Source organism: Escherichia sp. MAL-1 (assembly GCF_052948035.1).
On sequence record NZ_CM129609.1, the window covers coordinates 1,472,212 to 1,492,535 of the forward strand.

The following is a 20,324-nucleotide window of genomic DNA, read 5'->3' on the forward strand; positions in this document are numbered from 1 at the left end:
CTTTCCGGCGTTGTTGTTATGCCCCCAGGTATTTACAGTGTGAGAAAGAATTATTTTGACTTTAGCGGAGCAGTTGAAGAATGACAAAGTATGCATTAGTCGGTGATGTGGGCGGCACCAACGCACGTCTTGCTCTGTGTGATATTGCCAGTGGTGAAATCTCGCAGGCTAAGACCTATTCAGGGCTTGATTACCCCAGCCTCGAAGCGGTCATTCGCGTTTATCTTGAAGAACATAAGGTCGAGGTGAAAGACGGCTGTATTGCCATCGCTTGCCCAATTACCGGTGACTGGGTGGCGATGACCAACCATACCTGGGCGTTCTCAATTGCCGAAATGAAAAAGAATCTCGGTTTTAGCCATCTGGAAATTATTAACGATTTTACCGCTGTATCGATGGCGATCCCGATGCTGAAAAAAGAGCATCTGATTCAGTTTGGTGGCGCAGAACCGGTCGAAGGTAAGCCTATTGCGGTTTACGGTGCCGGAACGGGGCTTGGGGTTGCGCATCTGGTCCATGTCGATAAGCGTTGGGTAAGCTTGCCAGGCGAAGGCGGTCACGTTGATTTTGCGCCGAATAGTGAAGAAGAGGCCATTATCCTCGAAATATTGCGTGCGGAAATTGGTCATGTTTCGGCGGAGCGCGTGCTTTCTGGCCCTGGGCTGGTGAATTTGTATCGCGCAATTGTGAAAGCTGACAACCGCCTGCCAGAAAATCTCAAGCCAAAAGATATTACCGAACGCGCGCTGGCTGACAGCTGCACCGATTGCCGCCGCGCATTGTCGCTGTTTTGCGTCATTATGGGCCGTTTTGGCGGCAATCTGGCGCTCAATCTCGGGACATTTGGCGGCGTGTTTATTGCGGGCGGTATCGTGCCGCGCTTCCTTGAGTTCTTCAAAGCCTCCGGTTTCCGTGCCGCATTTGAAGATAAAGGGCGCTTTAAAGAATATGTCCATGATATTCCGGTGTATCTCATCGTCCATGACAATCCGGGCCTTCTCGGTTCCGGTGCACATTTACGCCAGACCTTAGGTCACATTCTGTAAATCCTTCCTTTTATATCGGGAGGTAACTCTCCCGATAATCTTTTAAATCATACAGTTTATTCAATTTTTCTTTGTGTCCCCTCACAAGGCCGACCTGCGTCACACTTCCGTACAGCGGGATTAATTCTCCAGTAAATGCATTATTTGTCTGGTAACGGCGATTTGTTTTGCACGTTCATAATTTCACTCGTCAACTATCACTGAACGAGGAATTAACGATGAGTAAGAAACTGATTGCCTTATGTGCCTGCCCGATGGGCCTGGCTCACACCTTTATGGCCGCTCAGGCGCTGGAAGAAGCGGCGGTAGAAGCCGGTTATGAAGTGAAAATTGAAACCCAGGGCGCGGACGGTATCCAGAATCGCCTGACGGCGCAGGATATCGCCGAAGCGACCATCATCATCCACTCCGTGGCAGTTACCCCGGAAGATAACGAACGTTTCGAATCACGCGACGTTTATGAAATCACTTTGCAGGACGCAATTAAAAACGCTGCGGGCATCATCAAAGAAATCGAAGAGATGATTGCCTCTGAACAACAGTAATATTCGACAGGGATAATTGTTATGGCCATTAAAAAACGCAGTGCAACCGTTGTGCCTGGCGCATCCGGTGCGGCAGCGGCAGTTAAGAATCCGCAGGCCTCTAAAACCAGCTTCTGGGGTGAACTCCCGCAGCATGTGATGTCAGGGATTTCACGCATGGTGCCGACCTTAATTATGGGCGGTGTGATCCTCGCTTTCAGCCAGCTGATTGCTTATAGCTGGCTTAAAATTCCTGCTGAGATCGGCATCATGGATGCTCTTAATAGCGGGAAATTCTCCGGTTTCGACCTCTCCTTACTTAAATTTGCCTGGCTGTCGCAGTCCTTCGGCGGCGTGTTGTTTGGTTTTGCCATTCCGATGTTTGCTGCTTTTGTGGCGAACTCTATCGGTGGCAAACTGGCGTTCCCGGCTGGTTTTATCGGCGGGTTGATGTCTACCCAGCCGACGCAACTGCTGAACTTCGATCCCAGCACTATGCAATGGGCGACCTCTTCGCCGGTGCCGTCCACCTTCATTGGTGCGCTGATTATTTCTATCGTCGCGGGTTACCTTGTGAAGTGGATGAACCAGAAAATCCAGTTACCGGATTTCCTGTTAGCGTTCAAAACCACATTTTTGCTCCCGATTCTTTCCGCCATTTTTGTCATGCTGGCGATGTACTACGTCATCACCCCCTTTGGTGGCTGGATCAACGGCGGTATCCGTACTGTGCTGACTGCCGCAGGTGAGAAGGGCGCGCTGATGTACGCAATGGGGATCGCCGCGGCGACAGCAATCGACCTTGGTGGCCCGATCAACAAAGCCGCAGGTTTTGTTGCCTTCAGCTTTACCACTGACCACGTATTACCGGTCACCGCTCGTTCTATCGCTATCGTTATTCCGCCGATTGGTCTGGGGCTGGCGACCATTATCGACCGTCGTTTAACCGGCAAACGCCTGTTCAACGCTCAACTTTATCCGCAGGGTAAGACCGCCATGTTCCTGGCGTTTATGGGGATCAGTGAGGGTGCGATTCCGTTTGCGCTGGAAAGCCCCATCACCGCCATTCCGTCGTATATGGTCGGCGCTATTGTCGGCTCAACCGCCGCTGTCTGGCTGGGCGCAGTGCAATGGTTCCCGGAGTCCGCTATCTGGGCATGGCCGCTGGTCACTAACCTGGGCGTCTATATGGCGGGGATCGCGCTGGGGGCAGTCATAACTGCGCTGATGGTGGTGTTCCTGCGTCTGATGATGTTCCGTAAAGGCAAATTGTTAATCGATAGCCTGTAAGAAGGAAAATCCAGATGACATTACTCGCTTCGCTGCGCGACTGGCTTAAGGCGCAACAACTGGATGCAGTGCTTCTCTCCTCACGGCAGAACAAACAGCCGCATCTGGGGATCTCCACCGGATCAGGTTATGTGGTGATTAGCCGTGAAAGTGCGCACATTCTGGTGGATTCGCGCTATTACGTTGAGGTGGAAGCCCGTGCGCAAGGCTACCAGCTGCATTTGCTTGACGCGACGAACACGCTTACCACTATCGTCAATCAAATCATTGCCGATGAACAGTTGCAAACGCTCGGTTTTGAGGGCCAGCAGGTGAGTTGGGAAACCGCGCACCGCTGGCAGTCTGAACTCAATGCGAAACTGGTTAGCGCCACGCCGGATGTGCTGCGGCAAATCAAAACGCCAGAGGAGGTGGAGAAAATCCGCCTCGCCTGTGGGATTGCTGATCGCGGTGCAGAGCATATTCGCCGCTTTATTCAGGCGGGGATGAGCGAGCGCGAGATAGCCGCTGAACTGGAGTGGTTTATGCGCCAGCAGGGCGCAGAAAAAGCCTCTTTTGACACCATTGTCGCCAGTGGCTGGCGTGGGGCGCTGCCGCACGGCAAAGCCAGCGACAAGATTGTTGCAGCGGGCGAGTTTGTCACTCTCGATTTCGGTGCGCTGTATCAGGGCTACTGCTCTGATATGACGCGCACCTTGCTGGTGAATGGCGAAGGGGTGAGCGCCGAATCTCACCCGCTGTTTAACGTCTATCAAATTGTCCTGCAGGCACAGCTCGCAGCAATCTCCGCGATTCGCCCCGGCGTGCGCTGCCAGCAGGTTGACGATGCCGCGCGCCGGGTCATTACAGAAGCAGGTTATGGCGACTATTTCGGTCATAACACCGGTCACGCTATCGGCATTGAAGTTCATGAAGATCCGCGTTTTTCACCGCGGGACACCACGACGCTACAGCCAGGCATGTTACTGACCGTGGAGCCGGGGATTTATTTGCCAGGGCAAGGGGGCGTGCGCATCGAAGATGTTGTGCTGGTTACCCCGCAAGGCGCAGAAGTGCTCTACGCCATGCCGAAAACAGTGTTGCTCACGGGAGAGGCATAATGGATTTATCGCTATTAAAAGCGTTGAGCGAGGCAGATGCGATCGCCTCCTCGGAACAGGAAGTGCGGCAGATCCTGCTGGAAGAAGCGGATCGCCTGCAAAAAGAAGTGCGATTTGATGGTCTGGGATCGGTGCTGATCCGCCTGAATGAATCGACAGGTCCGAAGGTGATGATCTGTGCGCATATGGACGAAGTGGGATTTATGGTGCGCAGCATCTCCCGCGAAGGGGCGATTGATGTGCTGCCGGTTGGCAACGTACGCATGGCTGCCCGCCAGCTGCAGCCGGTGCGCATCACCACCCGTGAAGAGTGCAAAATTCCAGGCCTGCTTGACGGCGACCGGCAGGGGAATGACGTCAGCGCCATGCGCGTGGACATTGGTGCGCGCTCCTATGACGAAGTGATGCAGGCGGGAATTCGTCCCGGCGATCGCGTCACGTTTGATACCACTTTTCAGGTTCTCCCTCACCAGCGAGTGATGGGGAAAGCCTTTGATGACCGCCTCGGTTGCTATCTGCTGGTGACGTTACTGCGCGAACTGCACGACGCCGAACTACCTGCGGAAGTGTGGCTGGTGGCAAGTTCCAGCGAAGAGGTGGGATTACGCGGCGGGCAAACTGCCACCCGCGCGGTGTCGCCGGACGTCGCCATTGTGCTTGATACCGCCTGCTGGGCGAAAAACTTTGATTATGGCGCGGCTAACCATCGCCAGATTGGTAACGGGCCGATGCTGGTGTTAAGCGACAAGTCGCTGATTGCGCCGCCAAAACTTACCGCCTGGGTCGAAACCGTGGCGGCAGAAATTGGCGTGCCGTTGCAGGCAGATATGTTCAGCAACGGCGGCACGGACGGCGGGGCGGTGCACTTAACCGGCACCGGCGTGCCCACAGTGGTGATGGGGCCAGCAACCCGCCATGGACATTGCGCCGCATCGATTGCCGATTGCCGCGACATTTTGCAGATGCAGCAACTTTTATCTGCCCTTATTCAACGTCTTACGCGTGAGACGGTTGTTCAACTGACGGATTTCAGATGATCTCCTGATTAACCCGGAGCGGTTATGTTAACGATTCAATTTCTCTGTCCTTTGCCTAACGGTCTACATGCTCGTCCGGCGTGGGAACTTAAAGAACAGTGCAGCCAGTGGCAAAGCGAAATCACTTTTATTAACCATCGCCAGAACGCAAAGGCAGATGCGAAAAGCTCGCTGGCGCTGATTGGCACCGGCACCCTATTTAATGACAGTTGCAGCCTGAACATTAGCGGCAGCGATGAAGAGCAGGCGCGGCGCGTGCTGGAAGAGTACATCCAGGTGCGCTTTATCGACAGCGACAGCGTTCAGCCTACGCAGGCAGAACTGACGGCGCATCCGCTGCCGCGTTCATTAAGCCGCCTTAACCCGGATTTACTGTACGGCAATGTGCTGGCAAGCGACGTCGGCGTGGGTACGCTGACCCTGTTACAAAGCGACAGCCTCGACAGTTATCGGGCAATCCCCGCCAGTGCGCAAGATTCCACCCGGCTGGAGCACAGCCTGGCAACGCTTGCCGAGCAACTGAACCAGCAATTGCGTGAGCGTGACGGCGAAAGCAAAACTATCCTCAGCGCCCATTTGTCGCTGATTCAGGATGATGAATTTGCAGGCAATATCCGTCGCCTGATGACAGAACAGCATCAGGGGCTGGGGGCGGCGATCATCAGCAATATGGAGCAGGTTTGCGCCAAACTTTCTGCCTCTGCCAGCGATTATCTGCGCGAACGTGTTAGCGACATTCGCGATATCAGCGAACAGTTGCTGCATATCACCTGGCCGGAACTGAAGCCGCGCAACAAGCTGGTGCTTGAAAAACCGACCATTCTGGTGGCTGAAGATTTAACCCCAAGCCAGTTTTTGAGCCTTGATTTGAAAAATCTTGCGGGCATGATTCTGGAGAAAACCGGGCGCACCTCGCATACACTGATTCTGGCCCGTGCCTCGGCGATCCCGGTACTGAGTGGCTTGCCGCTGGATGCGATTGCCCGTTATGCCGGGCAACCTGCAGTGCTTGACGCCCAGTGCGGCGTGCTGGCGATTAACCCGAATGACGCGGTGAGCGGTTATTATCAGGTCGCGCAGACGCTGGCGGATAAACGCCAAAAACAACAGGCGCAGGCTGCCGCGCAGCTGGCCTATTCCCGTGATAACAAGCGTATTGATATTGCGGCGAATATCGGCACCGCTCTGGAAGCGCCAGGCGCGTTTGCCAACGGCGCGGAAGGCGTTGGGCTGTTCCGTACCGAAATGCTCTATATGGATCGCGACAGCGCGCCGGACGAGCAGGAGCAATTTGAAGCCTACCAGCAGGTGCTACTGGCGGCGGGCGACAAGCCGATTATCTTCCGCACGATGGACATCGGCGGCGATAAAAGCATTCCTTATCTGAATATTCCCCAGGAAGAGAACCCGTTCCTCGGCTATCGCGCGGTACGTATTTACCCGGAATTTGCTGGCCTGTTCCGCACTCAACTGCGGGCCATTTTGCGCGCCGCCAGTTTCGGCAACGCCCAGTTGATGATCCCGATGGTTCACAGCCTCGATCAGATCTTATGGGTGAAAGGCGAGATCCAAAAAGCGATCGTTGAGCTTAAGCGCGATGGCCTGCGTCATGCAGAGACGATTACGCTTGGGATCATGGTGGAAGTTCCGTCGGTGTGCTACATCATCGACCACTTCTGCGATGAGGTCGATTTCTTCAGTATCGGCTCCAACGATATGACCCAGTATCTGTATGCGGTCGATCGTAATAACCCGCGCGTATCGCCGCTATATAACCCGATTACGCCATCGTTCCTGCGCATGTTGCAGCAAATAGTTACCACTGCGCATCAGCGGGGCAAATGGGTAGGCATTTGCGGTGAACTGGGCGGTGAAAGCCGTTATCTGCCGCTACTGCTTGGGCTGGGCCTGGATGAGCTGAGTATGAGTAGCCCGCGTATTCCGGCGGTGAAAAGCCAGCTTCGTCAACTGGATAGCGAGGCGTGTCGGGAACTGGCGCGTCAGGCATGTGAATGCCGCAGTGCGCAGGAAATTGAAGCGTTACTCACCGCCTTTACGCCGGAAGAAGACGTTCGCCCACTGCTGGCGCTGGAGAATATCTTTGTTGATCAGGATTTTAGCAATAAAGAGCAGGCGATCCAGTTCCTGTGCGGCAACCTCGGCGTTAACGGGCGCACTGAACATCCGTTTGAGCTGGAAGAAGATGTCTGGCAGCGGGAAGAGATTGTTACCACCGGCGTTGGTTTTGGCGTAGCGATCCCGCACACCAAATCTCAGTGGATCCGTCATTCCAGTATCAGCATTGCCCGGCTGGCGAAACCGATTGGCTGGCAGTCAGAAATGGGCGAAGTCGAACTGGTGATCATGCTGACGCTGGGTGCTAACGAAGGGATGAATCATGTGAAAGTCTTCTCGCAGCTGGCGCGTAAACTGGTGAATAAAAACTTCCGCCAGTCGTTGTTTGCCGCGCAAGATGCACAAAGTATCCTGACGCTGCTGGAAACAGAATTAACCTTCTGACGTTAGCCCTGAAAACGGGCGCTGTACTCTCCCGGCGTCAGACCAAACTGACGCCGGAAAACGCGACAAAAATAGTCGCTATCCGGAAAACCGCAACGCTGTGCCACTTCATGAATTGACAGATGATATTTCTGCAAAATCATCCTCGCCTTCGCCATTCGCACCCAACGCACATACTCGATAAAACGCATCGTTCCATGCTGAGCAAACAGTTTTGACAGATGATTGGGCGTGATATTAAAAAACTGCGCCACGCTCTCGCGGGTGAGCGGCTGGGCATAATTATCCTGAACCCAGTTACAAATGCTGTGATAGAGAAAATCGCCGCGCGGCTGCGAATTGCCCGGCGGCATATTCACCACGCTACGGCAAAGATGCAGCAAACTTAACACCAGCGGCTGAATGATATTTTGCTCCAGCGGCGAACGGCTAAGATGGGTGAGGGCGGTAAGCATCGCTTCACCTTCACCGCGTTGCAGGCTGGGAAGCTGGATCTGGCGAGCAGGATGCAACAACGACGTGGTGCGGCTATCGTAAAACGATAACCCAAGCCAGGTCGGAGCGAACACCAGGCTTAACAGCATCACCGGTTTGTTGTTGACCGGTAAATTAGCCGCGCGCGCCGGAATAAACAGCATTTCTCCTTCCACCAAACGTTGCTGCTTTGCTTCCAGCAGATTGCCGTATTCGCCGCGCAGCACGATATCCAGACGGGGAAAATCAATACATAAACTGCCCACCGGCAACGAGGCAGGCTGGCTGGCAAACCAGACGCGCCCCAGTAGTTGCGGGTTAAGCACCAGGCCGCTGAACAGATCGGCGAAAAATTGTTGATCGGCGGGCAAGCCTGGTGCTTTCATGAGAGTTCCCGATTAAAGATGCATTAACTGGCGAAATTCTTTCACTTTGCTGCGGCTGACCGGCACTTCAAAATCCAGATCTTTCAGTCGCAGAATGTAGGTGTTATTAAACCACGGTTCGATTTCGCGTATTTTGTTCAGATTGACACAAAATGAGCGATGGCAGCGGAAAAAATGCGACGGCGGCAGTTTGCTGCAAAATTCGGTAATGTTCATCGGCATTACGTAGGATTCACGCCGCGTATAGACAAAGGTCATTTTCTCGTGCGCTTCGGCGTAATAGATATCGTTAATTGGCGTGACGATTATTCGCTCATCTTTCACCAGATTAATGGTGTCATTCTCACGCGTTACCGTCGCGGCAGGCGTACTGCTGGTCTGCTGTTGTTGCCAGGCCGCTTCCAGTTTTTGCAGCATCCCGGTAATACGTGACTCCTGATACGGTTTGAGAATGTAGTCAAACGCCTCCAGTTCAAACGCTTCTACCGCATGTTCTTTCCACGCGGTGATGAACACAATAAACGGTTTATGGGCGAACTGGCTGATGTTTTGCGCCAGCAACACGCCATCCAGCGACGGAATATTGATATCCAGAAAAATGGCGTCGACGCGGTTATGCTGCAAAAACTTCAACACGTCCAGACCGTCGTCAAAGGTGCCGACAATCTCCATCTGGCTGTGCTCTTTAATTAGCCAGCTCAGTTCCTGTTGTGCCAGGAATTCGTCTTCAACAATGATGACTTTCACAATATCACTCCGGCTCAAAGCAATAACGTAGCCTGTGAGGCGACTGGGGTGCGTTGGTTAGGAATGTAAAACGCAATTTCCGTCCCCGGCTCCAGGCGGCGGATATGCAGCCCCTCGCCATACAATAACTTCACGCGATGATGGACATTCAGCAGGCCAATTTTATTGCCCGGCATTTCATTCGCTTCGACCCGCTCAATCACCTTTGGATCGATGCCGTGCCCGGTATCTCGCACCGCAATGCGTACCCGATTTCCGCACTCTGCAACGCTGATGGTGACAACGCCTTTACCTTTGCAAGGCTGAATACCGTGGACAATGGCGTTCTCCACCAACGGCTGGATCAGCAGGCTGGGAATGCAGCAATTCACCTCTTCATCAATATCATAGATAACCGTCAGCTTGTCACCAAAGCGGGCCTGCTCAATGGCAATATAGTCTTTAATTTGATACAGCTCTTTTTTGATATCGATTTGCTCATCGTCTTTTAATTCAATGTTATAGCGCAGATAACGCGACAGATTAAAGATCAACTGGCGAGCGGTATCCGGATTCAGACGGATTGACGATGAAATAGCGTTCAGAGCGTTAAACAGAAAATGGGGATTAATTTTGCTTTGCAGGGCGCGAAGCTCTGCCTTATTTGCCATTTCACGTAGCTGCTCGGCGCGTGAAACCTCCAGTTGCGTGGAGATGATTTGCGACAGACCGACCGCCATTTCCTGTAATGACGAGGTGATCTGATGCGCGTGGCAGTAGTAAATTTTCAGCGTTCCGGTCACGACCCCTTTCTCCCACAATGGGATCACCAGCATGGAATGAATCTCTGGTGTGCGGTGGGCTTCATCATTGTTTTTAATGATGATTTTTCCGTAATTCATCGCCTGACGGGTAGTCGGGCTAATGAAGTCATCGCCATTCTGATAGTTATGTTCACCCACGCCAACATAGGCCAGCACATGATCGGTATTAGTAATCGCCACCGCATCGGCGTGAATGTCATCGCGGATAATTTCGCAGACCTTGCGTAATGACTCGCTATTGACATGGCGAAACAGCGGTAGCGTTTTGTTGGCGATATCCAGCGCCAGCTTGGCCTGCCGCGCGGCGCTGGCCTCTTTTTCGCCCTCAACGCTTTGCACCAGAAGCACAATAAAGCCGATACAGACGCTACCGAGGATCATTGGAATGCCGATTTTAGAGACGATATCGATCCCCAACGCGGTAGTTGGTGCCCAGACAATTACCAGAATCATGGTCAACGTCTCACACAACATGCCGCCGAGAATACCGACGCGCCAGCGCTGTGCTTTGGGGATTTTCAGGTTGATCCAGCCCGATATACAACCCGCCAGAATGCTGGTGATAAAGCAGGGGATCGCCGTCACGCCGCCGATATCAATTAAATACCGGTGAATACCCGCAATCACGCCGGTAATGATGCCTACCCACGGGCCAAACAGAATCCCGCCGGACATCACCGCGATAATACGTACGTTCACCAGCGAGCCTTCTACGGGAACGCCGGACCAGGTGCTGAACAGGGCGAACAGCGAGAAAATGGCGGTAACGGCGAGCAATTCTTTTGGGGAGTGCGCCGACTTGTGCAACAGTTCGCGAAACAGGCGGATACGGATGAGAAAGAACAGGCAGATAAGCATTAACGCTGCCCGATCGAAGACCGCCAGCAGCATGTTGAATATTTCGTGCACGGGTGACTCTGAATAAGGATTAAACCTCTATGATAGGTAACCTGAAGGCTGATGACCAGCAGGCCGTTTTTGAGGAAAAACCACAATTTTAAAAGGGGATTGATAGATAAATGGTGTATTAGCAATGCATCTCTTGATAATGCACTTCTGGTTAGTAAATTTATTGAAATTATTATGTTAATAAAATGAGTGGTAATTTTCTTGTTAGCGCAGATAAATTTCCTGTTTTTAAAGCAGAGTTCCTCATTTAACGTCATTAATAAAATGTTCTAAAACGCTGGACAGACAGAAATTAATCAGGCTATTTTCAAAACAGCCACCATCGTGGCAGCGTCGCTCGGACGGTCCGGGCGCTAACGTTAATCTGAGGAAATTATGGCTGACACTCGCCCTGAACGTCGCTTTACGCGCATTGATCGTCTCCCGCCCTACGTTTTTAACATCACCGCTGAACTGAAAATGGCTGCGCGTCGGCGCGGCGAAGATATTATCGATTTCAGCATGGGTAACCCGGACGGTGCGACTCCGCCGCATATCGTCGAAAAATTATGTACTGTGGCCCAGCGCCCGGACACGCATGGTTACTCCACTTCACGCGGCATTCCGCGGTTACGTCGCGCCATTTCCCGCTGGTATCAGGATCGCTACGACGTTGAAATCGACCCGGAATCAGAAGCCATCGTCACTATTGGTTCGAAAGAGGGCCTGGCGCATCTGATGCTGGCGACGCTGGATCATGGTGACACGGTGCTGGTGCCGAATCCAAGTTACCCGATCCATATTTATGGCGCGGTGATTGCCGGGGCGCAGGTACGCTCAGTGCCGCTGGTGGAAGGTGTCGATTTCTTCAACGAACTGGAGCGAGCCATTCGTGAAAGTTATCCGAAACCGAAGATGATGATCCTCGGCTTCCCGTCAAACCCAACCGCGCAATGCGTGGAACTGGAGTTCTTCGAAAAAGTAGTGGCGCTGGCGAAACGCTACGATGTGCTGGTGGTCCATGACCTGGCCTATGCCGATATCGTCTACGATGGCTGGAAAGCGCCGTCAATTATGCAGGTACCGGGTGCACGCGATGTGGCAGTCGAGTTCTTTACGCTGTCGAAAAGCTACAACATGGCGGGCTGGCGTATCGGCTTTATGGTTGGCAACAAAACGCTGGTCAGCGCCCTGGCTCGTATTAAAAGCTATCACGATTACGGCACCTTTACGCCGTTGCAGGTGGCGGCGATTGCGGCGCTGGAGGGCGATCAACAGTGCGTGCGCGACATTGCCGAACAGTACAAACGCCGCCGTGATGTATTGGTTAAAGGGCTGCATGAAGCGGGCTGGATGGTTGAAATGCCGAAGGCTTCGATGTATGTCTGGGCGAAAATCCCGGAACCATATGCGGCCATGGGATCGCTGGAATTTGCCAAGAAGCTCCTTAACGAAGCGAAGGTTTGTGTCTCGCCGGGGATTGGCTTTGGCGACTATGGTGATACGCATGTTCGCTTTGCACTGATTGAAAACCGCGACCGTATTCGTCAGGCCATCAGAGGGATTAAAGCGATGTTCCGTGCCGACGGTTTACTACCCGCCAGCAGCAAACATATTCACGAAAACGCGGAATAAACACCGTCGTCAGAAATGCAAACAGGAGCCTGATGGCTCCTGTTTTTCATTGCACAGTTTGCTTTTAGATCATCAGGGCAAAAGTACCGGCCCAAACGATGACCATAAAAGAAATGCCCATAAAGAAATATTTCACTTTACATCTCTCCGCGTAATTACTGTTACGCCTGAATGACTTCATTACACCTGATACAGTGAGTTGACACCGGGCAAAGCGACCTTAAAAGCCCTGTATTTTACCGTGGGCATCACCCCAGAATTCTGAGCTAAACTGCTCGAGACGGCGCTAATGTACGCCTAAAACTGAAACGAGACAAGAGGCATTTTCTTATTTACTTTTAGTAACTTACAAGTGTCTCATATCGGCGACAGTTTAATTTCTGACGGTAATAATTAGATATTCAGCGAAGGAAAAAACCTTAAGAAAAAAGCCATAAAAACCATGAGGTTATTATGGCCGATTTGAGGAGGGAAAGAGTAAGAGCAGTTTGTTAAATGTACAACGACGATTCTCCCACCGGGCGCGTTTTAAAGCGACGGTGGATCCAGAGGTACTGCTCCGGTGCGCGCATGATCTCTTTCTCGATAATCTTGTTCATATAGGCAGCGGCTTGATTTTCATCTGTCGGGTAGCCTTCCATCTCTGGGGTGATGAACAAACGATATCCGCTGTAATCCGCTTTTCTTACCATCGTTACGGTCAACATGGCTGCGCCAGAGAGACGGGAGAGAACATAGGTGCCATTGGTTGTGGCGACATTTTCCACCGCAAAGAACGGCGCGAAGGAGCTGCCTTTACGACCATAATCCTGATCGGGAGCAAACCATACCGCTTCACCTTTCTTCAGTGCACCGACAATGCCGCGCAGATTATTTCTGCCGATCATCGCTTTGTTAGAGCGCATGCGCCCACGGGTCTGCACCCATTCCATCAGCTGATTATTATGTGGACGATAGGTAGCCATCATTGGTTGGCACAGTCCCATCACGCGGCCGCCCAGTTCCAGCGACATAAAATGGACGCCGACAACCATTACGCCGCGATTTTGCATTTGTGCGCGTTTAAGGTTATCCAACCCTTCAACATCAAACCATTTACGTACGCGACTGTCGGGCCAGAACCATGCCATGCCGGTTTCTACCAGCGCCATGCCGAGTGAACGAAAGTTTTCGGCAATCATCTTCTCGCGTTCTTCCGCAGAATGCTGCGGGAAACAAAGTTCCAGGTTTTTACGGGCGATAGATTCACGACGTTTCAGGAATGGTCGCGCCATTGCGCCAATACGCGTGCCGAGAAAGCAGAGAACAGGATAAGGAAGCTGTACCCAAAGCCAGAGTACACCAAGCCCAAACCATGTGAGCCAGTAGCGAGGATGTAGAAACTCGCGGGAAAATTTGCATTGTGGAAACATAGTTACCTTCTGTAGATACGAATTGTTGTATCGCAGAAGATTCCATGTCGACAGCGGTACACTCAATTGGTTGGGCCATCATGTACGACAATGGTTCCTGTAAAGAGTGTAAAGACTAGTCAGGACATAACCACGAGGAGCATGAATGCGGTATCTGTACTTTATCACTCGCTGACTGCTTTCAGCTACTGATTATTAATCGTGCAAAGTAAATATTTTTCCGTACACAACAGTCTTGCATTTAACATGCTGTTTTCATTGATGCTTAGCAAAAATTGCCAGAGGTTAAGGATTGTCTTACTATTAAAGTGACTGAAGTTACAGGTTTTTTAGCGCGGCAGGAGGTTGAGCTATGATTTATTTATGGATGTTTCTCGCCCTGTGTATTGTCTGCGTAAGCGGCTACATCGGTCAGGTATTGAACGTGGTATCGGCGGTCTCTTCTTTCTTCGGCATGGTGATCCTCGCTGCACTCATTTATTACTTCACCATGTGGTTAACTGGCGGTAATGAACTGGTGACGGGGATATTTATGTTTCTTGCCCCGGCTTGTGGCTTGATGATTCGCTTTATGGTGGGGTATGGCAGGCGATAGTGGGTCAGGATGGCTCATTTGGGCAGGTGTTCACATCAGCATCAGACATGATTGTTCACCTGCCATGTGACAGACGCTATCGCACAGGATGAATAAGATAATTCGCCTTTGTCGGATAAGTAGGCGTGATTTCTTCTGTGAGGTTTAATGGTGGCGCATCTTCTCTCATCTTAAACAAAATCGCCTGTGATGGCTGAAGTTTTGTAGAGTGTGTGGTCGTCATCGCTGATGTTTTTTCAGTCTCTTTATAGCTCCTCTCACTTACACCACCAGAAATGGAAAATGCAAAAACATTGCATGCCATAATAGAGACCAATAAAAATAAGCTGAAAAGTATTAAGTTTACTTTCATAGAAAGTTATCCTGAAAATGGTTCACTGAGAACCTACGATGTTATGGCTGTATTTACATATAATTAATCAATATTTACATCGATATAATAAATGACATCTCTTTGTGGTACATAAGAATAGTTCTCTGCGACAGGAAGCAGATTCCTACAATTGTAAGACTAAAATACTTCTTGCGATAATAACTACAACTGTAAGATAACCCTTTCAAAATGACCGTTGCTCTCTGATTTCTCATTTCATGCTCACCCAATATGATGGCGGCGTTTTCTAAAACTGTTAAAGAATGAGGTAAGTATGAAACGTTTAATTATGGCTACGATGGTCACAGCAATTCTGGCATCTTCAACTGTATGGGCTGCTGATAATGCACCGGTAGCGGCACAACAGCAAACTCAGCAAGTTCAGCAAACCCAGAAAACGGCAGCAGCAGAGCGTATCTCTGAACAAGGTTTATATGCGATGCGTGACGTGCAGGTAGCGCGCCTGGCTCTGTTTCATGGCGATCCAGAAAAGGCAAAAGAACTGACCAATGAAGCTTCCGCTTTGCTGTCAGATGACAGTACCGAATGGGCAAAGTTCGCTAAGCCAGGTAAAAAGACCAATCTCAATGATGACCAATATATTGTCATTAATGCATCTGTCGGAATTTCTGAGAGTTATGTAGCAACTCCCGAAAAAGAAGCCGCGATAAAAATTGCCAATGAAAAAATGGCGAAAGGGGATAAAAAGGGCGCAATGGAAGAGCTTCGCCTGGCCGGTGTTGGCGTAATGGAAAACCAATATCTGATGCCACTTAAACAGACTCGTAATGCACTTGCTGATGCGCAGAAACTGCTTGATAAAAAGCAATACTACGAGGCAAACCTGGCGCTTAAAGGTGCGGAAGATGGAATCATCGTCGATAGCGAAGCACTGTTTGTGAACTAATGCTGACAGGCAGTATATTGAGGTAAAGGATTTAACTCCCTCCAGCCGACAATTTTTTATGACCACAATACGACAGGTTGTGGTCATAAAATTATTTGGCGCTCGCGGTGCTATAAACTCGCATTTTATATTCCTCAAAGTAAACCGCAATAATCCCGTGTCATCACAAATCATTTATTATGTTATGTTTTATGGTACGCTTTAAAAAGCGTAATCATACCCTTGCTTGTAAATCACCGGCGCTTCTTACAGTTGTAAGAATAACATCACAAATCTCGCGGCTCTCTCTGATTACCGCGAAGCAATATTTATCATATTCTTCTTTTCGTCCTCACTACTTACCATGCAGAAAGGAATTGGAAGTGGCGATGAAATGATTTTCAGCACTTGATACAGGAATGTGAAAATATCGAGTGCCGCTACGACGATATTTTGCGGGTTATTTATAGAAGATATTACGCCTTAAATAAACGCTAAATTAACACATATTTAATTAACTAATAGGTATTGCTATGTCAACTCCACTTCAAGGAATTAAAGTTCTCGATTTCACCGGTGTGCAATCTGGCCCATCTTGTACTCAAATGCTGGCCTGGTTTGGCGCTGACGTTATTAAAATTGAACGTCCCGGCGTTGGTGACGTAACGCGTCACCAGCTGCGAGATATTCCTGATATCGATGCGCTTTACTTCACCATGCTTAACAGTAACAAACGTTCTATTGAGTTAAATACCAAAACAGCGGAAGGCAAAGAGGTAATGGAAAAGCTGATCCGCGAAGCTGATATCTTAGTCGAGAACTTTCATCCAGGGGCCATTGATCACATGGGCTTCACCTGGGAGCATATTCAAGAAATCAATCCACGTCTGATTTTTGGTTCGATCAAAGGGTTTGATGAGTGTTCGCCTTATGTGAATGTAAAAGCCTATGAAAACGTTGCTCAGGCAGCGGGTGGCGCGGCATCCACTACGGGTTTTTGGGATGGTCCGCCGCTGGTAAGCGCTGCAGCGTTGGGTGACAGCAACACCGGAATGCATTTGCTGATCGGTTTACTTGCTGCTTTGCTGCATCGCGAAAAAACGGGGCGTGGGCAACGAGTCACCATGTCAATGCAGGATGCCGTATTGAACCTTTGCCGCGTGAAATTACGTGACCAGCAGCGTCTCGATAAATTGGGTTATCTGGAAGAATACCCGCAGTATCCGAATGGTACATTTGGTGATGCAGTTCCCCGCGGTGGTAATGCAGGTGGTGGCGGTCAGCCTGGCTGGATCCTGAAATGTAAAGGCTGGGAAACCGATCCTAACGCCTATATTTATTTCACTATTCAGGAGCAAAACTGGGAAAACACCTGTAAAGCCATCGGCAAACCAGAATGGATTACCGATCCGGCATACAGTACAGCCCATGCACGACAGCCACATATTTTCGATATTTTTGCTGAAATCGAAAAATACACTGTCACTATTGATAAACATGAAGCGGTGGCCTATTTGACTCAGTTTGATATTCCTTGTGCACCGGTTTTAAGTATGAAAGAAATTTCACTTGATCCCTCTTTGCGCCAAAGTGGCAGTGTTGTTGAAGTGGAACAACCGTTGCGTGGAAAATATCTGACCGTTGGTTGTCCAATGAAATTCTCTGCCTTTACGCCGGATATTAAAGCTGCGCCGCTATTAGGTGAACATACCGCTGCTGTATTGCAGGAGCTGGGTTATAGCGACGATGAAATTGCTGCAATGAAGCAAAACCACGCCATCTGATATTAACGGGGGCTTCTGGCTCCCAATTTATAAAAATTTCGAGGTTATTAATCATGTCAGATCAACTTCAAATGACAGATGGTATGCATATCATCGTTGAAGCATTAAAACAGAATAATATTGACACTATTTATGGTGTTGTAGGTATTCCTGTGACGGATATGGCACGCCATGCCCAGGCGGAAGGCATTCGTTATATTGGTTTTCGTCATGAGCAGTCGGCAGGCTATGCCGCTGCGGCAAGCGGTTTTCTTACCCAAAAACCGGGGATCTGCCTGACAGTTTCTGCGCCAGGATTCCTCAATGGTTTGACCGCATTGGCCAACGCAACGGTAAATGGTTTTCCGATGATCATGATTAGCGGCTCCAGCGACCGCGCGATCGTCGACCTACAGCAAGGTGATTATGAAGAGCTGGACCAAATGAATGCGGCAAAACCGTATGCCAAAGCAGCATTTCGCGTTAATCAGCCGCAGGATCTTGGCATTGCATTGGCACGCGCTATCCGGGTCTCTGTATCGGGTCGCCCTGGCGGAGTTTATCTTGATTTGCCAGCAAATGTCCTGGCCGCGACGATGGAAAAAGACGAAGCGTTAACCACGATTGTTAAAGTTGAAAATCCGTCGCCAGCATTATTGCCATGCCCGAAGTCAGTCACTAGCGCAATTTCGCTTTTAGCAAAAGCTGAACGGCCATTAATTATCCTTGGCAAAGGCGCGGCGTATTCACAAGCTGATGAACAGCTTCGTGAATTTATTGAAAGTACTCAGATTCCATTCCTGCCAATGTCTATGGCGAAAGGGATCCTTGAAGATACGCATCCACTTTCTGCGGCAGCTGCGCGTTCGTTTGCCCTGGCAAATGCTGACGTTGTCATGCTTGTTGGTGCACGACTGAATTGGTTATTGGCACACGGTAAAAAAGGATGGGCGGCAGATACACAGTTTATTCAACTGGATATTGAACCGCAGGAAATTGACAGCAACCGCCCCATTGCTGTGCCAGTCGTTGGTGATATTGCATCCAGTATGCAAGGTATGCTGGCAGAACTGAAACAAAACACATTTACGACTCCACTGGTATGGCGCGATATTTTAAATATCCACAAGCAGCAAAATGCACAAAAAATGCATGAAAAATTAAGTACAGATACTCAACCATTAAATTACTTTAATGCATTAAGTGCTGTGCGCGACGTATTGCGCGAGAACCAGGATATTTATTTAGTTAATGAAGGTGCAAATACCCTGGATAATGCACGAAATATTATTGATATGTATAAACCACGTCGTCGTCTGGATTGTGGTACCTGGGGTGTCATGGGCATCGGTATGGGCTATGCCATCGGTGCTAGCGTGACTTCTGGTTCTCCGGTTGTCGCCATTGAAGGTGATAGTGCTTTTGGTTTCAGTGGGATGGAAATTGAAACGATTTGTCGATATAACCTGCCGGTGACGATCGTTATTTTTAATAATGGCGGCATCTACAGAGGAGACGGTGTTGATCTCAGTGGCGCTGGTGCACCATCACCAACGGATCTGTTGCACCATGCAAGGTATGACAAATTAATGGATGCGTTTCGTGGCGTTGGCTATAACGTCACCACGACAGATGAACTTCGCCATGCTTTAACCACCGGTATTCAGTCGCGCAAACCGACCATTATTAATGTGGTCATCGACCCTGCAGCAGGAACTGAAAGTGGCCATATTACCAAACTTAACCCAAAACAAGTCGCTGGTAATTAAATACTGACATCGTCTCCTCTTGCCAACTCATTATGCGATGGTGAGGGGACCCTTATCGGAAATACTATTATGCTAACATTTTTTATTGGCGATTTATTGCCTATTATCGTAATCATGCTGTTGGGTTATTTTAGCGGCAGACGAGAAACTTTTTCAGAAGATCAAGCCCGCGCATTTAATAAACTGGTATTAAACTACGCTCTTCCTGCGGCTCTATTTGTTTCTATTACCCGGGCAAACAGGGAAATGATTTTTGCGGACACTCGTCTGACCCTTGTATCACTTGTGGTTATTGTCGGATGTTTCTTTTTCTCCTGGTTTGGTTGCTACAAATTTTTTAAACGTACCCATGCAGAAGCAGCTGTATGTGCATTAATTGCGGGTTCACCTACCATTGGATTCCTGGGGTTTGCAGTTCTCGATCCTATTTATGGTGATTCCGTATCAACAGGTTTAGTGGTAGCAATTATTTCTATTATTGTTAACGCAATTACTATTCCTATTGGTCTGTATTTGCTGAATCCTTCCTCAGGAGCGGATGGTAAGAAGAATAGTAATCTGAGCGCATTAATTTCTGCGGCAAAGGAGCCAGTAGTATGGGCACCTGTTCTGGCAACGATCCTGGTGTTGGTTGGGGTAAAAATTCCGGCAGCATGGGACCCAACCTTTAATCTGATTGCGAAGGCTAACTCAGGGGTAGCGGTATTCGCTGCGGGGTTGACTCTGGCTGCACATAAATTCGAGTTCAGTGCCGAAATTGCTTATAACACCTTCCTGAAGCTGATTCTGATGCCACTGGCACTGCTTCTCGTTGGTATGGCATGTCATTTGAACAGCGAACATCTGCAGATGATGGTACTGGCAGGCGCATTACCGCCGGCATTCTCCGGAATCATTATTGCCAGCCGGTTTAATGTCTACACCCGTACTGGTACAGCGTCATTGGCTGTGAGCGTACTGGGCTTTGTCGTCACGGCTCCCTTGTGGATTTATGTCAGTCGACTGGTTTCATAATTAATCATGTTATTGATTTTACATAAATGCCGAAGTGTCTTTTCACCTTCGGCTTTTTTCAA

The 20,324-nt window shown here is 49.9% G+C and carries 18 protein-coding genes; 12 read left to right on the top strand and 6 right to left on the bottom strand.

Annotated features, from left to right (window positions below):
• Positions 1-80: 80 nt before the first annotated feature.
• The 6 genes from glk (at position 81) to ptsP (ending at position 7,517) form a co-directional block, all read left to right on the top strand.
• Positions 81-1,046 carry a glucokinase gene (glk, locus tag ACU8XX_RS07210; RefSeq protein WP_000170346.1) on the top strand — a complete coding sequence of 322 codons (966 nt, stop codon included), beginning with the start codon at positions 81-83 and terminating at the stop codon, positions 1,044-1,046.
• A 218-nt stretch (positions 1,047-1,264) separates the two neighbouring features.
• Positions 1,265-1,591: a PTS fructose transporter subunit IIB gene (locus tag ACU8XX_RS07215; protein WP_000038456.1), complete on the top strand. Its 327-nt coding sequence runs from the start codon at positions 1,265-1,267 to the stop codon at positions 1,589-1,591.
• 21 nt (positions 1,592-1,612) lie between these two features.
• On the top strand, positions 1,613-2,860 hold the full coding sequence (locus ACU8XX_RS07220) for a PTS fructose transporter subunit IIC (protein WP_000985359.1): 1,248 nt from the start codon (positions 1,613-1,615) through the stop codon (positions 2,858-2,860).
• Between the two features lie 14 nt (positions 2,861-2,874).
• Positions 2,875-3,960 (top strand): aminopeptidase, encoded by a 1,086-nt coding sequence (gene ypdF / locus ACU8XX_RS07225; protein WP_000173291.1) that lies wholly within the window; start codon positions 2,875-2,877, stop codon positions 3,958-3,960.
• On the top strand, positions 3,960-4,997 hold the full coding sequence (gene ypdE / locus ACU8XX_RS07230) for an aminopeptidase (protein ID WP_000366028.1): 1,038 nt from the start codon (positions 3,960-3,962) through the stop codon (positions 4,995-4,997). Before ypdF ends, ypdE begins: the two co-directional genes overlap by 1 nt.
• A gap of 24 nt (positions 4,998-5,021) precedes the next feature.
• Positions 5,022-7,517: a phosphoenolpyruvate--protein phosphotransferase gene (gene ptsP, locus ACU8XX_RS07235; protein ID WP_112033924.1), complete on the top strand. Its 2,496-nt coding sequence runs from the start codon at positions 5,022-5,024 to the stop codon at positions 7,515-7,517.
• Between the two features lie 2 nt (positions 7,518-7,519).
• Here the strand turns inward: ptsP and ACU8XX_RS07240 are convergent, their stop codons facing one another.
• Genes ACU8XX_RS07240 through ypdA form a run of 3 tightly spaced genes read right to left on the bottom strand, consistent with a single transcriptional unit; the run spans position 7,520 to position 10,836 of the window.
• Positions 7,520-8,377, bottom strand: coding sequence for an AraC family transcriptional regulator (locus ACU8XX_RS07240; protein WP_000646835.1), 858 nt, complete (start codon positions 8,375-8,377; stop codon positions 7,520-7,522).
• 12 nt (positions 8,378-8,389) lie between these two features.
• Positions 8,390-9,124 (bottom strand): two-component system response regulator YpdB, encoded by a 735-nt coding sequence (gene ypdB / locus ACU8XX_RS07245; protein ID WP_001295458.1) that lies wholly within the window; start codon positions 9,122-9,124, stop codon positions 8,390-8,392.
• 14 nt (positions 9,125-9,138) lie between these two features.
• On the bottom strand, positions 9,139-10,836 hold the full coding sequence (gene ypdA / locus ACU8XX_RS07250) for a two-component system sensor histidine kinase YpdA (protein WP_000544359.1): 1,698 nt from the start codon (positions 10,834-10,836) through the stop codon (positions 9,139-9,141).
• 375 nt (positions 10,837-11,211) lie between these two features.
• Here ypdA and alaC point away from each other — a divergent pair, with 375 nt between their 5' ends.
• Entirely contained in the window at positions 11,212-12,450 is a 1,239-nt protein-coding gene (gene alaC / locus ACU8XX_RS07255; RefSeq protein WP_000785931.1) for an alanine transaminase, read from the top strand.
• Between the two features lie 64 nt (positions 12,451-12,514).
• Here the strand turns inward: alaC and ypdK are convergent, their stop codons facing one another.
• Positions 12,515-12,586 carry a membrane protein YpdK gene (gene ypdK, locus ACU8XX_RS07260; RefSeq protein ID WP_010723117.1) on the bottom strand — a complete coding sequence of 24 codons (72 nt, stop codon included), beginning with the start codon at positions 12,584-12,586 and terminating at the stop codon, positions 12,515-12,517.
• Between the two features lie 355 nt (positions 12,587-12,941).
• On the bottom strand, positions 12,942-13,862 hold the full coding sequence (gene lpxP, locus ACU8XX_RS07265) for a kdo(2)-lipid IV(A) palmitoleoyltransferase (RefSeq protein ID WP_000484404.1): 921 nt from the start codon (positions 13,860-13,862) through the stop codon (positions 12,942-12,944).
• Positions 13,863-14,214: 352 nt separating this feature from the next.
• Between lpxP and ACU8XX_RS07270 the strand changes: the two genes are divergently transcribed.
• On the top strand, positions 14,215-14,457 hold the full coding sequence (locus ACU8XX_RS07270; protein ID WP_000639883.1) for a YfdY family protein: 243 nt from the start codon (positions 14,215-14,217) through the stop codon (positions 14,455-14,457).
• A 76-nt stretch (positions 14,458-14,533) separates the two neighbouring features.
• Here the strand turns inward: ACU8XX_RS07270 and ypdI are convergent, their stop codons facing one another.
• Positions 14,534-14,809 carry a colanic acid biosynthesis lipoprotein YpdI gene (gene ypdI, locus ACU8XX_RS07275; protein ID WP_000867637.1) on the bottom strand — a complete coding sequence of 92 codons (276 nt, stop codon included), beginning with the start codon at positions 14,807-14,809 and terminating at the stop codon, positions 14,534-14,536.
• Positions 14,810-15,104: 295 nt separating this feature from the next.
• On the opposite strand from ypdI, the gene ACU8XX_RS07280 reads away from it, so the two are divergent.
• The 4 genes from ACU8XX_RS07280 to yfdV all read left to right on the top strand — a co-directional run bounded on the left by ACU8XX_RS07280 (position 15,105) and on the right by yfdV (position 20,262).
• Positions 15,105-15,737 (top strand): YfdX family protein, encoded by a 633-nt coding sequence (locus ACU8XX_RS07280; protein WP_000825604.1) that lies wholly within the window; start codon positions 15,105-15,107, stop codon positions 15,735-15,737.
• Between the two features lie 512 nt (positions 15,738-16,249).
• Positions 16,250-17,500 (top strand): formyl-CoA transferase, encoded by a 1,251-nt coding sequence (gene frc / locus ACU8XX_RS07285; RefSeq protein ID WP_000106759.1) that lies wholly within the window; start codon positions 16,250-16,252, stop codon positions 17,498-17,500.
• 53 nt (positions 17,501-17,553) lie between these two features.
• Positions 17,554-19,248, top strand: coding sequence for an oxalyl-CoA decarboxylase (gene oxc / locus ACU8XX_RS07290; RefSeq protein WP_001283499.1), 1,695 nt, complete (start codon positions 17,554-17,556; stop codon positions 19,246-19,248).
• A 69-nt stretch (positions 19,249-19,317) separates the two neighbouring features.
• On the top strand, positions 19,318-20,262 hold the full coding sequence (gene yfdV, locus ACU8XX_RS07295; protein ID WP_000955028.1) for a transporter YfdV: 945 nt from the start codon (positions 19,318-19,320) through the stop codon (positions 20,260-20,262).
• Positions 20,263-20,324: the final 62 nt, after the last annotated feature.